Below are 15031 nucleotides of genomic sequence, written 5' to 3' on the forward strand. Positions count from 1 at the left end.
CGCTCGTAGTCCCATCGCTCGAGGCGATCTTGCAGGTGGAGCAGGCCGATCCCGGCGACGGGTGCGGTGACTGCGATGCACGCCAGCAGCAGCGGAGACATGACTAAGACCTCCAAAAGCCCTTCACTGATCTGACGTTCGTTCGCCGCAAGAAGTTCATTGCGGTTCACCCGTCCGCCAGGGCGCGATCCGCCAGCGCACCCATCAGCGGTGCCACCAACTGCGCATACTCGGTCGTCACGTGGTTGTCGTCGCGGAACACGAGGGTGTTGCCGACGATCAGCGGGCAGCGGTCGGGAGAGCAGAACAGGTCGGTCAGGTCGGCGTAGTGCCCGCCGTTGCCCGTCGTCGCCGCACGCTCGGCGGCGATCCCGTCACTGTTTGCCGCCGCGGATCTCGTTGGCGCACAAGCGGTTGCGTCGTCAAGGTGGGCGGACAGGCAGGTCGGTGCGGGGGAATGCGGGTCGGCGGCAGGCCCCAGCACCAGGACGGTCGCGCCGGTGCCGCGCAATTGCGCCACGGTGCGGCCCAGGGTGTCGATCCAGGCCGGGTCATAGGAGGTGAAACCGAAGTCCCCGCCGTAGCGCCGGCTCATGTCCAGCACCACCAGCCGCGGGTGTTCGGCGTTGATGCGGGCCATGATCTGGGCGCGCCACTGCTCGCATTCGGTGTACTCGCGGCCCAGATACGGGCTCACGATGTGCAGTTCCTGCAGCGGGCAGGTCACCTTGGCCAGCGTCTCCAGCCGCCAGTGCCGCTGCTCGGCGAGCTGCTCGAACGCCGGGTTCCACATGGCCGCATGCGAGTCGCCGATCAGGGCCACGGTCGTCGGCGAGGCGGTGTCACCGGTCGCGCACTCGCTTTGTCCGACGTCGCGCCAGGATCGCACGCAGCCGTTGACGAACACCGCGGCCTTGTCGGCCGGCGCCTCCGCGAGGGGCGGGTCGAGGTTCGACGGGACGGCGCGCAGGCCGGCGGCCGCCGCGAGAATGACGCGCGCCTGGTCGAAGGCCTGACGGACCGCCGCTTCCTGGGGGCTGAGCGCGGGGATGCCGGCCGGGGGCGCCGCGACGATGTTGGCCCGCGGGGCGGCAGCCCCATGGCCGACGGGCGCGGGGATCACGTTGAGCAGCAGCATGCATGCGCAGGCGGTGGCGGCGCTGGCGCCGCCCGCCACGACCAGGCTGACTCTCACCGAGCGGCGCAGGGCCGCGGCGAAGCGGCCGGGGTTCTCCACCAGATGCAGGGTGATGACGGCCAGCCCGGCGGAGACGGCCGTCGCGCTCAACCTGGCCGGCAGTCCCGCGGGCTCGCCGAGCAGCGCCGGCATCAGCAGTAGCACCGGCCAGTGCCACAGGTACCAGGAGTAGGAGATCCGGCCGACGGCGCGCATCGCCGGGCGGCACAGCAGCCGACCGGGCCCGAGTCCGCCGGTGACGGCGCCGCCGCCGATGATCAGCGCGGTGCCCAGCACGGGCAGCAGCGCCTGGACGCCGGGGTAGGGGGTGTGGGCGCCCAGCTGGGTGCAGGTCAGCAGGATCAACGCCAGGCCGCCCCAGCCGGCGATCGACGCGGTCAGCAGCGACAGCCGGCGCCACTGCTGGATCGACAGGGCGACCAGGCCGCCGGCCGCCAGTTCCCAGGCCCGAGTGGGCAGCGAGAAGAACGCCCACGACGGCGATGTGTGGGTCCACAGCGCGCCCGCCGTCAACGACGCGGCGGCGACCACCGCGAGGACCGCCGCGTACGGCGCCGGGCTGGGCACGCGGCGAAGCACCGGGATGCGCCGGAACGACCAGGCGACGGCGATGATCAGCACCGGCCACACCAGGTAGAACTGCTCCTCGACGCCCAGCGACCAGTAGTGCTGGAACGGCGACGGCGCGTCGGCGGTCAGGTAGTCGGTGCCGTGCAGGGCGAGCCGGTAGTTGCCGACGTACAGGGCGCTGGCGATGCCGTCGAGGAACACACTGCGCGCCTGTAGCGGCGGCAGCACCACGGCCGCAGCGATCGCGGTGATGGTGCCGACGATGGCCGCAGCCGGCAGCAGTCGCCGGGCGCGCGCACCGTAAAATCGCCCCAGCGCAACGGTATTCGTGGTGGTCGCTTCCCGAAAGAGCAGCCCGGTGATGAGAAAGCCGGAGATGACGAAGAAGACGTCCACCCCGATGTAACCGCCGCTGACTCCCGGGATGCCGGCGTGGTAGAGCACCACGGCGATCACCGCGACGGCGCGCAGTCCCTCGATGTCGGGCCGGAATCCCCTTCGGGAAGTCCGCCGCTCCACGTGGCGTGGGCTGCTGGCGACTGATTCCTCCCGAAGTGTCATCTGCGTTGGCTAGGTCGCCATCCAGGCCAGTTCGCCGGGTAATTGGGTGCGCCAATAGGCGACGTCGTGGCCGCCGAGCGAGAAACTGCCTGCCGGTTGAGTTTTCAACTGGTAAATGAATTGCTTTGTGGCGAAATAGAAGCGGTCGAAGTTACCGCAGTCCACTCGCAGCGGAATCGAATTCAGCGCCGGCAGACCCATCACGCTGTTCTGCACGAAGTCCTCGTTGCTGTCGAACGCGCCCGGGGCGCTCGTCGCGTATGAGGTGTACAACGCCGGGCTGACCGCGCAGATACCGGCGGTCCGTGACGGCCCCAGCTTGGCACCCAGACGAAGCGCCCCGTATCCGCCCATCGACCACCCCATGAAACCGACCCGGGAGGTGTCGAAACCCATTGTGGACAGCATCGGCAGCAGCTCGTCGAGCACCATCGCACCGGAGTCCTCGCCGGAAGTCCTTTTGTGCCAATAGGTGTTGCCACCGTCAACGCCCACCACGGCGAACGGCGGCTTGCCCTCCTTGGCCAGCCGGGCCAGCCCGTCCGGAACCCCCATGTCGATCATCTGGTTGGCGTCGCCGTCCACGCCGTGTAGCGCGATCACCGGACGCAGCATCCCGGTTTGGCCGGGCGGCATGGCGATTACATAGTTGGTCTTGATGCCCCCGCGGGCGGCCGACACGAATGATCCGGTGAGCCTGGTCGGCAGGGCGCTGCCCGCCGTCGGCGGCTCGAACGGGGCGGGAGCTTGAGGCAACCTCGCGGCGTGCGCCGTGTCCGGAGCCAGGAGCGAGCTGAAGGCGAACACGCCGGCGGCTCCGAGGCTGGCACCGGCGCCCGTCCGGAGCACCACCCGGCGTGTGAGGTCAGGCATGATCGCAATGATGCCGCGCTGAGCCGGTATTACCCGCCGAGCCACGCCGTATTGGAAGCATTGTGTGATCTGGCGTGACCTTTCGGTCACGAAGCGGTGATCTTTTCGGGCGTTCGGAGGCGGGATCGGTACACAGCGTAGCGCCAACGGCGATGATTGCCACCACCCGCAACATTGCGATCGGATTGCCTTCTGGCGCAGCCGCTGATACCGCCGGCTGGTGTCCCGGCGCCCGATGTGTTGTGGTTGATGACCAACACCGCGATGCGCTCAGGGGGTGGCTGGTCATGGCTGGCACTTCGCAACTGCGCCAAGGGCTGTCGCAGCGGCAACTCAGCATGATCGCCCTCGGCGGTGTGATCGGCGCCGGCTTGTTCGTCGGATCCGGGGTGGTGATCAAAGACACCGGCCCGGCCGCGTTCCTCACCTATGCCCTGTGCGGTCTGCTCATCGTCCTGGTGATGCGGATGCTGGGCGAGATGGCGGCCGCGAACCCGTCGACCGGATCGTTCGCCGACTACGCGGCCAAGGCCCTCGGCGGCTGGGCGGGGTTTTCCGTCGCCTGGTTGTACTGGTACTTCTGGGTGATCGTGGTGGGCTTCGAGGCGGTCGCCGGCGGAAAAGTACTCACCTACTGGTTCCACGCCCCGCTGTGGCTGCTGTCGCTGGGCCTGATGCTGTTGATGACCGCGACCAACCTGTTCTCCGTGTCGTCCTTCGGCGAGTTCGAATTCTGGTTCGCCGGAATCAAAGTCGCGTCCATCGTGATCTTCCTCGCCGTGGGTACGGCGTATGTCCTGGGATTGATGCCGGGCCATCACGGAGGCCTGAGCAACCTGCACTCGCACGGCGGTTTCTTTCCCCACGGTGTGGGCGCGGTGTTCGCCGCCATCGTGGTGGTGATCTTCTCCATGGTGGGCGCTGAGATCGTCACCGTCGCCGCGGCGGAAAGTCGCGACCCCGAACTCGCGGTCCAAAGGGCGACCCGCTCGGTCGTGGCGCGCATCGGCATCTTCTTCGTCGGTTCGGTTTTTCTGCTCGTTGCGATCCTGCCTTGGGATTCCATGGAATTAGGCGCTTCGCCGTATGTGGCCGCGCTCAAGCACATGGGGCTGCCCGGGGCGGATCAGGTGATGAACGCGGTCGTGCTCACCGCGGTGCTGTCCTGTTTGAACTCGGGGCTTTACACGGCGTCGCGCATGTTGTTCGTGCTCGCCGACCGGGGCGAGGCACCGATGCGGTTGGTCAAGCTGAGCGGCCGCGGCGTTCCCTACATCGCGATCTTGTGCTCGTCGGCGGTCGGATTCGCGTGCGTCATCATGGCCCGGGTCGCCCCCAACACGGTGTTCCTGTTCCTACTCAACTCGTCGGGCGCCGTTATCTTGTTTGTTTACTTGCTGATCGCCCTGTCGCAGATCATCCTGCGCCGCCGGACGCCCGCGGAAAAGCTGACGGTGAAGATGTGGTTCTTCCCGGTGCTGTCGATCCTCACTCTTCTCGGAATCACCGCGGTGTTGGTGCGGATGGCGTTCGATCACGCCGCGCGCAGTCAACTGTGGCTCAGCCTGCTGTCCTGGGCGGTGGTGCTGGGGCTCTACGTCGTCGCGCACCGACATAATCGGCTGAGCAAGCGGTTGCCGTTCTCCCAAAAGCGCTAGTGCATGGGCTATTAACGTGCGCCCACTCAGCCCCACTGCCGTTCGATCGACGTGATCAAGGCGGTCAGCGTCGCGTTCACCGGGGCCGCCACGCCGATCCGGGCACCCTGGCGTGGCACCGCGCCGTTGATGACATCGATCTCGCTGACCCGGCGCGCCTCGTGGTCCAGCAGCGCCGACGGTTTGGCGTCGGGCAGCTGCGCGCCGAAGGCGCGAACGTGGGCGATGGGGTCGGTGACGGCCACCGCGATGCCGGAGGCGCGCGCGACCGTCCACGCTTCGGTCGCGGCGGCCTGGCTGACCGGCCCCATCTGCGGGTCGTCCATCACCTGGCCGACGGTCATGCCGGTCAGCGCGCACGGCGCGCTGTAGGCGACGTTGCAGATGAGCTTCTCCCACTGCATGGCGGCGATGTCGGCGACCGCGGCGGCGTCGAATCCGGCATCGGCCCAGGCCCGCGCGATCGATTCGACCGTCGCATGCGGCAACGACGAGTAGGCGCCGAAACGCATCGCGCGCATGGCGTTGTGATGCACATGGCCAGGGGCCACGCGGGACGCGCCGAACCCGCTGGCGATCCCGACGGCGACCCGCTCGGCGCCGACGATGCCCGCGACGGTTTCCGCCGACCCCAGACCGTTCTGGATGGTCAACACCGGTGTGGCCGCACCCAGCATCGGAAGAGCTTGCCGCGCACCAACCGTCACGTCGGCCGCCTTGACCGCCAGCACGATCAAATCCATCGGCTCGTCGGGCGCGGTGGTGCTTGCCCGCAGCGGCACCACCTGGTCGTAGCCCGGGCCGGTGACTCGCAGCCCGCCCCGGCTGATCTGTTCGATGCTGGGCTGGTGGCGGTCGATGGCCAGCACGTCGTTGCCCGCGGCCGCCAGCCTGGCAGCATAGATGGAACCCATTGCACCGCAACCTATTACCGCGATCTTCATCCGCTGTCTCCGGTCAGCTCCGCGATCAGTTCGGCAAGACCCGCCTTTTGCTCGAGCCCGAAACCCGCGGCGTCCGTCGGCGCGATCCGGCCCCCCGTAACCACGCAGGTGTCGGGATAGCCGCCGAACGGCGCGAACACTCCGGGGTAAGCCTCACACCCGCCCAGGCCGAGGCCGGCCGCGACGTGCAGGTTGATCAGATGCCCGCCGTGCGGGAACGCGAAGCGGCGGTCAAAACCATGGGTTTCCACCACGTCGAGCATCCGCACGTATTCGCATAGCCCGTAGCTCAGTCCCGGATCCATCTGGAAGACATCACGATCCGGCCGCATGCCCCCGTAGCGAACCAGATTCGTCACGTCCGGCACCGAGAAGAGGTTTTCGCCGGTGGCCACCGCGCCGGCATAGCAGTCCGTCACCGCCTGGTGCAGCGCGTAATCCAACGGATCGCCCGGCTCCTCGTACCAGCGCAGGCCGTAGGGGGCCAGCGCGCTCGCCCAACGGATGGCCTCGTCCCGGTCGAACCGGCCGTTCGCGTCGACCGCGACCCGTCCCGCGTCACCGACGATGTCGATGACGCCCTCGATCCGCGCCAGATCCTGGTCCAGCGTGGCGCCACCGATCTTCATCTTGACCGCGTCATAGCCGAGGTCGAGGTACCCGCGTATTTCCCGGCGCAGCTGATCGGCACCGCCCCGGGTGTAGTAGTAACCGCCGGCGGCATACACCGGCACCGCCGGCGCGGGTTCTCGTCCGGCATGGCGGGCGATGGTCACGCACGCGGGCTCGTCGCGCAGTTTGGCATTGAGGTCCCAGCACGCCAGTTCCAGCGCGCCCGCCGCCGCCGCCCGGTCCCCGTGACCGCCGGGTTTCTCGTCGGTCAGCGCGCACGCCAGGACCGCGGCCGGGTCGAGGAGCCCGGACGCGTCCAGCAGCGCATCGGGGGAGGCGGCCAGCACCCGCGGAATCATCCGGTCCCGCAGGATTCCGCTCTGCGCGAACCGCCCGATCGAGTCGAAGGCCACGCCCACCACGGGCCGCCCGTGCCGGATCACGTCGGTGATCACCGCGACCACAGAAACCGTGTGATGGGAGAAGTTGACCACCGCATTGGCGGGCGCAGGGCGTCGACCGCTGCCGAGGCCGACCGCCCGCTCGACGATCGCCGCGATCCGCATCACCCGGTGGTCAGGGCGTCAGCGTGAACAGAACCGCCTGCTCGAATGGCAGACGCGCGAAGATCCGCCGCCCGCGGACGACATGCGACGCTGCCTCCGCCTTGGTGACGACTTGTGGGTCGGTGATGCCGGACGTCTTACCGTAGCGGCGTATCCGTCCGCCTCCGGCCGCTGTCAGGTTCTTCAGCCAGTCCCGGTCGGGGCCGTAGGTCAGCAGGATCGCCACGCCGGGTTTGCCGTCGATGCTGGCGGTCAACGCATTCACCGGTGTGCGATAAGGCTTTCCGGAGCGCCGTCCGACGTGCTCGATGATGGCGAAGGATGGGGCCCAGCCGGCCCACAGTCGCTGAATCGGGTTGGTGACGTGCCGGTTGAAGCGGGCTACGCGTTGTGGTAATTGCATGCCACTATCCAACTCGCCGGCACCGGGCGACATCAACCCTCGGCCCCTTCTGCTACACCCTGTAGTTGGATGGGCCGCGAAGGCTGGGACACTGGTCGTCATGGGAAGCAGTGACCAGGCGATCGCGCACGCCGCGGGGACCCCACGGGCCACGGCGGTGTCGGCACGGTTGTTCGAGGACGCCTGCGCCGTCATTCCCGGCGGGGTCAACTCTCCCGTTCGAGCGTTCACGGCGGTAGGCGGGACGCCGCCGTTCATCACGCAGGCCCGCGGGTGCTGGCTGACCGACGCCGACGGCAACCGGTACGTGGACCTGGTCTGTTCGTGGGGGCCGATGATCCTGGGGCATGCCCACCCCGCCGTCGTCGACGCCGTCGCCAAGGCCGCCGCCTCGGGTCTGTCGTTCGGGGCGCCCACTCCGGCGGAGAGCGAGCTGGCCGCCGAGATGATCGGGCGGGTGGCGCCGGTGGACCGGATCCGGCTGGTCAACTCCGGCACCGAGGCCACCATGAGTGCGGTGCGGCTGGCCCGCGGCTTCACCGGCCGGGCCAAGATCATCAAGTTCTCCGGTTGCTACCACGGCCATGTCGACGCGTTGCTCGCCGACGCGGGCTCCGGGGTTGCGACGCTGGGTCTGCCGTCCTCGCCGGGCGTCACCGGGGCGACGGCGGCCGACACCATCGTGTTGCCCTACAACGACGTTGACAGCGTCGCCGCCGTTTTCGCCCGGTTCGGCGACCAGATCGCCGGAGTGATCACCGAAGCCAGCCCCGGCAACATGGGGGTGGTTCCGCCCGCGGCGGGCTACAACGCGGCGCTGCGCGCGCTCACCGCCGAACACGGCGCGCTGCTGATCATCGACGAGGTGATGACGGGTTTCCGGGTCAGCCGAAGTGGTTGGTACGGAATCGATCCCGTCGATGCCGACCTGTTCACCTTCGGCAAGGTGATGAGCGGCGGCTTGCCCGCCGCCGCGTTCGGTGGGCGGGCCGAGGTGATGGAACGGCTGGCGCCGCTGGGCCCGGTGTATCAGGCAGGCACCCTGTCGGGAAACCCGGTCGCCATGGCCGCCGGGCTGGCGACGCTGCGCAACGCCGATGCCGCCGCCTACGCCGCGCTGGATGCCAACGCGGACCGGCTGGCCGGGCTCTTCTCCGAGGCTCTGACGAATGCTGGTGTGCCGCACCAGATTCCGCGGGCCGGCAACATGCTCAGCGTGTTCTTCTCGGACACGCCGGTGACGGATTTCGCGTCCGCGCGGGCCAGTCAGACCTGGCGTTATCCGCCGTTCTTTCACGCGCTGCTGGACGCGGGCGTCTACCCACCGTGCAGCGCCTTCGAGGCGTGGTTCGTCTCGACCGCGCTGGACGACGGCGCGTTCGACCGCATCGCCGACGCCCTGCCGGCCGCGGCCAGGGCCGCCGCCGAAGCCGAGGAGGGGAAATCCTGATGGCCGAGCAAACCCGGGTGCACGTCGTCCGGCACGGCGAGGTGTACAACCCGAGCGGCATCCTCTATGGGCGGCTGCCCGGGTTTCACCTGTCCGAGGCGGGCCGGGCGCAGGCGGCCGCGGTGGCCGACGCGCTCGCCGACCGCGACATCGTCGCGGTGATCGCCTCGCCCCTGCAACGTGCCCAGGAAACCGCCGCGCCCATCGCCGCCAGGCACGGCCTTCCCGTCGACAGCGACCCGGACCTGATCGAGTCCGCCAACTTCTTCCAGGGCCGCCGCGTCAGCCCCGGCGACGGCGCCTGGCGCGACCCGAGGGTGTGGTGGCAGCTGCGCAACCCGCTCCGGCCGTCCTGGGGCGAGCCCTACGCCGAGATCGCGGCCCGGATGGAGACGGCGGTCGACAAGGCCCGCGCCCGCGGCGCCGGCCACGAGGTGTTGTGCGTCAGCCACCAGCTGCCGGTGTGGACGCTGCGCCTGCACCTGACCGGTCAGCGGCTCTGGCACGACCCGCGGCGGCGGCAATGCGGCCTCGCGTCGGTGACGACCCTGGTCTACGACGGCGACCGGCTGGCCGGCGTCGAGTACTGCCAGCCGGCGGCGCCGTGACCATCTGGCGACAGGCGATGGCCGGGGTGCTGCTGACGAGCCTGCTCGCCGGCTGTTCCTCCGGCCATGACGCGGTCGCCCAGGGCGGCACCTTCGAATTCGTGTCGCCCGGCGGCAAGACCGACATCTACTACAACCCGCCGTCCAGCCGTGGCCGCCCCGGCCCACTGTCCGGCGCCGACCTGGCCGACCCCGCGCACACGCTGTCGCTGGACGATCCGATCTTCGCCGGCCGGGTCGTGGTCATCAACGTCTGGGGGCAGTGGTGCGGACCGTGTCGGGCCGAGGTCAGCCAGCTCCAGCAGGTGTATGACGCCACCCGCGGCGCCGGGGTGTCTTTTCTGGGCATCGACGTCCGCGACAACAACCGGCAAGCGGCGTTGGACTTCGTGAACGACCGGCACGTCACGTTCCCGTCGATCTATGACCCGGCCATGCGCACCCTGATCGCGTTCGGCGGCAGGTACCCCACCACCGTGATCCCGTCCACGCTGATCCTGGACCGCCAGCACCGCGTCGCGGCGGTCTTCCTGCGGGAAATGCTGGCGGCCGACCTGCAGCCCGTGGTGCAGCGAATGGCGCAAGAATGACCGGCTTCACCCAGATCGCCGCCGCCGGGCCGCTTTTGGTGGCGCTCGGCGTGTGCCTGCTGGCAGGGCTGGTGTCGTTCGCCTCGCCCTGCGTGGTGCCGTTGGTGCCCGGTTATCTCTCGTACCTGGCCGCGGTCGTCGGCGTTGACGAATTTGACCGCGCCGGCGCCGACAAAAACCCGGTCAAAGCCGCGCCGGGCGCCCGGTGGCGGGTCGCCGGCTCGGCGGCACTGTTCGTCGCCGGGTTCACCACGGTGTTCGTGCTCGGCACCGTCGCCGTCCTCGGCATGACGACCGCGCTGATCACCAACCAGCTGCTGCTGCAGCGGGCCGGCGGCGTGCTGACCATCGTGATGGGGCTGGTGTTCGTCGGGCTCGTCCCGGCCCTGCAACGCCAGGCCCGGTTCAGCCCGCGGCAGCTGACCACGGTCGCCGGGGCGCCGGTGTTGGGCGCGGTGTTCGCCTTGGGCTGGACGCCGTGCCTGGGGCCGACGCTGGCCGGCGTGATCACCGTCGCCTCGGCCACCGACGGCGCCAGCGTGGCGCGCGGAACCGTGTTGGTGATCGCGTACTGCCTGGGCCTGGGCATCCCGTTCGTGCTGCTGGCATTCGGCTCGGCGGGCGCGGTGGCGGGGATGGGCTGGCTGCGCCGGCACACCCGGGCCATCCAGGTGTTCGGCGGCGTGCTGCTGATCACGGTCGGGGCCCTGCTGGTCACCGGCGTGTGGAACGACTTCGTCTCCTGGCTGCGCGACGCGTTCGTGTCCGACGTGAGGCTCCCGATTTGAGCGCGCCCGTAGAGCCGCGAGCAGACGCAGAATCGCACGAAAAGACCCGTCCCCGTGCGATTCTGCGTCTGCTCGCGCAGAAGGCGCGCAACACCTGGCGCGCGCTGACGTCCATGGGCACCGCGCTGGTGCTGTTGTTCCTGCTCGCGCTCGGCGCGATACCGGGGGCGCTGGTGCCGCAGCGCAGCCTCAACGCCGGCAAGGTCGACGACTACCTGAAAGCCCACCCGGTGATCGGGCCGTGGCTGGATCGGTTGCAGGCCTTCAACGTGTTTTCCAGCTTCTGGTTCACCGCGATCTATGTGCTGCTGTTCGTGTCCCTGGTCGGCTGCGTCACCCCGCGGATGATCGAGCATGTCCGCAGCCTGCGGTCCACCCCGGTTGCCGCCCCCCGCAACCTGGCCCGGCTGCCGAAGTACTCCAGCCAGCAGATCCAGGCCGGCGCTGAACAGCTGAACACCCTGGCCAACGCGATCACCGGTCTGCTGCGCGGCTGGCGCACCGCCATCCGGCACCACGACGGCACCGATCCAGCGGATTCGGAAGTCGTGGAAGTGTCGGCTGAGAAGGGCTACCTGCGCGAATTCGGCAACATCCTCTTCCACTTCTCCCTGCTGGGCCTGCTGGCCGCGGTGGCGGCCGGCAAGCTGTTCGGCTATGAGGGCAACGTGATCGTCGTCGCCGACGGGGGCCCGGGCTTCTGTTCCGCGTCGCCGGCCGCGTTCGACTCGTTCCGGGCCGGCAACACCGTCGACGGCACCTCGCTGCACCCGGTGTGCATCCGGGTCGACGACTTCGTGGCGCACTACCTGCCGTCCGGGCAGGCCACCTCGTTCGCCGCGCACATCGACTATCAGTCCGGCGAGGACCTGACCGCCAACACCTGGCGGCACTACCAGCTGGAGGTCAACCACCCGCTGCGGCTCGGCGGTGATCGCGTGTACCTGCAGGGGCACGGCTACGCGCCCACCTTCACCGTCACTTTCCCGGACGGGCAGGTCCGCACGTCGACCGTGCAGTGGCGACCGGACGATCCGCGAACCCTGCTCTCGTCGGGCGTGGCGCGGATCGATCCGCCGGCTGGCAGCTACCCCGACCCCGCGGAGCGCCGCAAGCATCAGATCGCCATCCAGGGCCTGCTGGCGCCGACCGAGCAGCTGGACGGCGCACTCTTGTCGTCGCGCTTCCCGGCACTGAACGCCCCCGCGGTGGCCGTCGACATCTACCGCGGCGACACCGGCCTGGACACCGGGCGGCCGCAGTCGCTGTTCACCCTGGATCCCCGGCTGATCGAGCAGGGCCGGCTGAGCAAGGAGAAGCGCGTCAACCTGCGCGCCGGCCAGGCGGTTCGCATCGACCAGGGGCCGGCCGCCGGTACCGTGATCCGCTTCGACGGCGCCGTGCCGTTCGTCAACCTGCAGGTCTCCCATGACCCGGGCCAGACCTGGGTGCTCGTCTTCGCGATCACGATGATGGGCGGTCTGGTGGTGTCGCTGCTGGTGCGGCGCCGCCGGGTGTGGGTCCGTCTGACGCCCGACGCCGGCGGCGCACCCGGTACGGTGAACGTCGAGCTGGGCGGCCTGGCGCGAACCGACAACTCCGGGTGGGGCGACGAGTTCGAGCGATTGACCAAGCGGTTGCTGGACGGACTGGGCGAGCCCGGCGCGGTGGGCCTCGCCGAGACGCCCCCGGTGTCCCAAAGGAGTTCTCAGGTGGACGTCACATGAACACGCTGCACGTCAACGTCGAGCTGGCGCGTTACTCCGACTGGGCGTTCACGTCGGCCGTCGTCGCCCTCGTCATCGCCCTGTTGCTGTTGGCCTTCGAGCTGGCCTACGCGGGCGGGCGTCGGGTGGATCAGCGCGCCCAGGTGCTGGCCGGTTCGGTCAGCACCGACGCCACCACCCCCGGCGTGGTCGAAGGGGCAGCCCAGCGCCCGATCGACGAGCGCGTCGGTGGCGCCGGGTTGTCCGTGGTTTACCTGGGCACCGGCCTGCTGCTGGCGTGCCTGGTGCTGCGCGGCCTGGCCACGATGCGGGTGCCGTGGGGCAACATGTACGAATTCATCAACCTGACCTGCTTGTGCGGGTTGATCGCCGGGGCGATCGTGTTGCGCCGCCGCCAATACCGCCCGCTGTGGGTCTTTCTGCTGCTGCCGGTGCTGATCCTGCTCACGGTGTCCGGACGCTGGCTCTACACCAATGCCGCGCCGGTGATGCCCGCGCTGCAGTCCTACTGGTTGCCCATCCACGTGTCGGTGGTCAGCCTGGGGTCCGGGGTGTTCATGGTCGCCGGGATCGCCAGCATCCTGTTCTTGCTGCGCACCTCCCGGCTAGCGGCGGATCCCGCCGCCGATGGAAGTGTTAGCGCGCCGGCCCGGCTGGTGCGGCGCTTCCCCGACGCGCCGACCCTGGACCGCATCGCCTACCGCACCACGATCTTCGCGTTCCCGGTGTTCGGTTTCGGTGTCATTTTCGGGGCCATCTGGGCCGAAGGAGCCTGGGGCAGATATTGGGGCTGGGACCCCAAAGAGACGGTGTCGTTCGTCGCGTGGGTGATCTACGCCGCCTACCTGCACGCCAGGTCGACCGCCGGATGGCGGGACAGGAAAGCCGCCTGGATCAATGTCGCCGGGTTTGTAGCCATGATCTTCAATTTGTTCTTCGTTAATCTGGTCACTGTCGGCCTGCATTCTTATGCGGGCGTGGGTTGAGGGCGAACTAGGTGAACAACCGCCCCGAATAAGGCACAAAAGGGAATAGCGCACACCGAGTGCGCACAACAAGGGGGAATGCAGTGTCCGAGCATCCAATGGCGGGCGTGGGGGCGCCCGAACAACCAACCACGCAAATTCCCCCACAGTCGTCGTCGGCGGGCCCGCAGGAGACCGGCGAACCGCAGTCGGATTCGGGCGGGGACGCCCCCACTCGCGTCTTCGCCGGATTCCGCACCGAACGTCGCGTCCCCGGGCCCGAGCACCAGGAGGCGGCCCCTCCCACGGCGCCCCGACCCGGGATGCCGCCGTGGGACTCCACACCGGTCACCGGTATCCCGCGCGTCGACCCCACCGCCTACGGCGCCTACTACACCGGCCCGGACGCGCCGCCCACGCAGGTCCGGGGGGTGCCGCAGCGTCCCGAGCACCTGCCACACACGCCGTATCCGGAACTGTCCACCGGCATGTTGTTGCGGCCGGTTCAGCCACCGCCGTCCGACGGGTGGCGCCTGCTGCTGTACAAGATGTCCGGCGGGCTCATCAACCTGGGCGAGAGCCCTCGCGCGAGCCGATACAACAACCTGGTCGCCCAGGTGAACCGTCCGTTGCGGGGCTCGTATCGGGTGGCGTTCCTGTCGCTGAAGGGCGGGGTCGGCAAGACGACGGTCGCCGCGACGCTGGGCGCCACCTTTGCGTCCATTCGCGGCGACCGGGTGGTGGCCGTGGACGCCAACCCCGACCGCGGCACGCTCAGCCAGAAGATCCCCCTGGAGACGGCCGCGACGGTGCGCCAGCTGCTCCACGACGCCGGAACCATCGAGCGCTACAGCGACGTGCGCCGCTACACCTCAAAGGGTCCCAGCGGTCTGGAGGTGCTCGCATCGGAGACGGACCCCGCCATTTCGGAAGCGTTCAGCGCCGAGGACTATGCGCGGATCCTGGAAATCCTGGAACGGTTCTACGGGCTGGTGCTCACCGACTGCGGCCCCGGGTTGCTGCACTCGGTGATGACGTCGGTGCTGGAGAAGGCCGACGCCCTGGTCGTGGTCAGCTCGGCGTCCATCGACGGCGCGCGCAGCGCGTCGGCGACGCTGGACTGGCTGGACGCCCACGGCCACCAAGACCTGGTCCGCAATTCGATCGCGGTCATCAACGGGGTGCGCCCGCGCCCGGGCAAGGTCGACATGAACAAGGTGATCGACCACTTCTCCCGGCGCTGCCGCGCGGTCCAGCTGGTGCCGTTCGACCCGCATCTCGAGGAGGGCGCCGAGATCGACCTGGACCGGTTGCGGCGCGGGACCCGCGAAGCGCTCACGGAGCTGGCGGCGATCGTCGCCGACGGTTTCCCGGGCGACCAGCGCAACCCGGGCGTCCTGGGCTAGCGGGGGTCGCAAGCGCGGCCGTGGCGATCGCAAGCGCGGCGTAGCCGGGCGCAGCGGGTCACCACTACAGGCCGTAGCCGGGCGCGGCGGGCCGCCGCCATCGAGCTAGCGG

The 15031-nt window shown here is 69.3% G+C and carries 13 protein-coding genes; 8 read left to right on the plus strand and 5 right to left on the minus strand.

The annotated features are described in order from the left end of the window. Positions 1-166: 166 nt before the first annotated feature. Together Q0W90_RS09845 and Q0W90_RS09850 are read right to left on the minus strand one after the other, a co-directional pair. Positions 167-2287 (minus strand): acyltransferase family protein, encoded by a 2121-nt coding sequence (locus tag Q0W90_RS09845; RefSeq protein ID WP_297774351.1) that lies wholly within the window; start codon positions 2285-2287, stop codon positions 167-169. 51 nt (positions 2288-2338) lie between these two features. Then, positions 2339-3202 (minus strand): alpha/beta hydrolase-fold protein, encoded by an 864-nt coding sequence (locus Q0W90_RS09850; protein WP_297594140.1) that lies wholly within the window; start codon positions 3200-3202, stop codon positions 2339-2341. 287 nt (positions 3203-3489) lie between these two features. On the opposite strand from Q0W90_RS09850, the gene Q0W90_RS09855 reads away from it, so the two are divergent. Then, positions 3490-4860: an amino acid permease gene (locus Q0W90_RS09855; RefSeq protein ID WP_297774336.1), complete on the plus strand. Its 1371-nt coding sequence runs from the start codon at positions 3490-3492 to the stop codon at positions 4858-4860. Between the two features lie 26 nt (positions 4861-4886). Here the strand turns inward: Q0W90_RS09855 and Q0W90_RS09860 are convergent, their stop codons facing one another. The 3 genes from Q0W90_RS09860 to Q0W90_RS09870 are packed head-to-tail and all read right to left on the minus strand — an operon-like array spanning position 4887 to position 7385. Then, complete coding sequence (locus tag Q0W90_RS09860) at positions 4887-5804, minus strand: 2-dehydropantoate 2-reductase (RefSeq protein WP_297774338.1); 918 nt, start codon at positions 5802-5804, stop codon at positions 4887-4889. Beyond that, entirely contained in the window at positions 5801-6982 is a 1182-nt protein-coding gene (locus tag Q0W90_RS09865; RefSeq protein ID WP_297774341.1) for a mandelate racemase/muconate lactonizing enzyme family protein, read from the minus strand. The genes Q0W90_RS09860 and Q0W90_RS09865 overlap by 4 nt, the downstream gene beginning before the upstream one ends. Before the next feature lie 10 nt (positions 6983-6992). After that, positions 6993-7385, minus strand: coding sequence for a nitroreductase family deazaflavin-dependent oxidoreductase (locus tag Q0W90_RS09870; RefSeq protein WP_297596397.1), 393 nt, complete (start codon positions 7383-7385; stop codon positions 6993-6995). A 100-nt stretch (positions 7386-7485) separates the two neighbouring features. On the opposite strand from Q0W90_RS09870, the gene hemL reads away from it, so the two are divergent. From hemL to Q0W90_RS09905, 7 genes are all read left to right on the plus strand, one after another. Then, entirely contained in the window at positions 7486-8835 is a 1350-nt protein-coding gene (hemL, locus tag Q0W90_RS09875; RefSeq protein WP_297774345.1) for a glutamate-1-semialdehyde 2,1-aminomutase, read from the plus strand. Then, positions 8835-9443, plus strand: coding sequence for a histidine phosphatase family protein (locus Q0W90_RS09880; protein WP_297596401.1), 609 nt, complete (start codon positions 8835-8837; stop codon positions 9441-9443). The genes hemL and Q0W90_RS09880 overlap by 1 nt, the downstream gene beginning before the upstream one ends. Before the next feature lie 17 nt (positions 9444-9460). After that, positions 9461-10033 carry a TlpA disulfide reductase family protein gene (locus tag Q0W90_RS09885; RefSeq protein ID WP_297596451.1) on the plus strand — a complete coding sequence of 191 codons (573 nt, stop codon included), beginning with the start codon at positions 9461-9463 and terminating at the stop codon, positions 10031-10033. After that, entirely contained in the window at positions 10030-10821 is a 792-nt protein-coding gene (locus tag Q0W90_RS09890) for a cytochrome c biogenesis CcdA family protein (RefSeq protein ID WP_297596403.1), read from the plus strand. Before Q0W90_RS09885 ends, Q0W90_RS09890 begins: the two co-directional genes overlap by 4 nt. Before the next feature lie 113 nt (positions 10822-10934). Further along, positions 10935-12548: a cytochrome c biogenesis protein ResB gene (locus tag Q0W90_RS09895; RefSeq protein WP_297596453.1), complete on the plus strand. Its 1614-nt coding sequence runs from the start codon at positions 10935-10937 to the stop codon at positions 12546-12548. After that, the gene (gene ccsB, locus Q0W90_RS09900; protein WP_297596405.1) at positions 12545-13534 is read left to right on the plus strand and encodes a c-type cytochrome biogenesis protein CcsB; all 990 of its coding nucleotides are present in this window, start codon (positions 12545-12547) and stop codon (positions 13532-13534) included. Before Q0W90_RS09895 ends, ccsB begins: the two co-directional genes overlap by 4 nt. An 83-nt stretch (positions 13535-13617) precedes the next feature. Continuing rightward, positions 13618-14919, plus strand: a complete 1302-nt coding sequence (locus tag Q0W90_RS09905) for an AAA family ATPase (protein WP_297774348.1) — start codon at positions 13618-13620, stop codon at positions 14917-14919. Positions 14920-15031: the final 112 nt, after the last annotated feature.

The organism is Mycobacterium sp. (assembly GCF_025933915.1).
Taxonomy (GTDB): Bacteria; Actinomycetota; Actinomycetes; order Mycobacteriales; family Mycobacteriaceae; genus Mycobacterium.

Bases quoted from the DNA above. Each gene is read 5' to 3' on its own strand.
- Q0W90_RS09870 (WP_297596397.1), bottom strand. From the start codon at position 7,385: ATGCAATTACCACAACGCGTAGCCCGCTTCAACCGGCACGTCACCAAC.
- Q0W90_RS09885 (WP_297596451.1), top strand. From the start codon at position 9,461: ATGGCCGGGGTGCTGCTGACGAGCCTGCTCGCCGGCTGTTCCTCCGGC.
- Q0W90_RS09890 (WP_297596403.1), top strand. From the start codon at position 10,030: ATGACCGGCTTCACCCAGATCGCCGCCGCCGGGCCGCTTTTGGTGGCG.
- Q0W90_RS09895 (WP_297596453.1), top strand. From the start codon at position 10,935: ATGGGCACCGCGCTGGTGCTGTTGTTCCTGCTCGCGCTCGGCGCGATA.
- ccsB (WP_297596405.1), top strand. From the start codon at position 12,545: ATGAACACGCTGCACGTCAACGTCGAGCTGGCGCGTTACTCCGACTGG.
- Q0W90_RS09880 (WP_297596401.1), top strand. From the start codon at position 8,835: ATGGCCGAGCAAACCCGGGTGCACGTCGTCCGGCACGGCGAGGTGTAC.
- Q0W90_RS09860 (WP_297774338.1), bottom strand. From the start codon at position 5,804: ATGAAGATCGCGGTAATAGGTTGCGGTGCAATGGGTTCCATCTATGCT.
- Q0W90_RS09855 (WP_297774336.1), top strand. From the start codon at position 3,490: ATGGCTGGCACTTCGCAACTGCGCCAAGGGCTGTCGCAGCGGCAACTC.
- Q0W90_RS09865 (WP_297774341.1), bottom strand. From the start codon at position 6,982: ATGCGGATCGCGGCGATCGTCGAGCGGGCGGTCGGCCTCGGCAGCGGT.
- Q0W90_RS09850 (WP_297594140.1), bottom strand. From the start codon at position 3,202: ATGCCTGACCTCACACGCCGGGTGGTGCTCCGGACGGGCGCCGGTGCC.
- hemL (WP_297774345.1), top strand. From the start codon at position 7,486: ATGGGAAGCAGTGACCAGGCGATCGCGCACGCCGCGGGGACCCCACGG.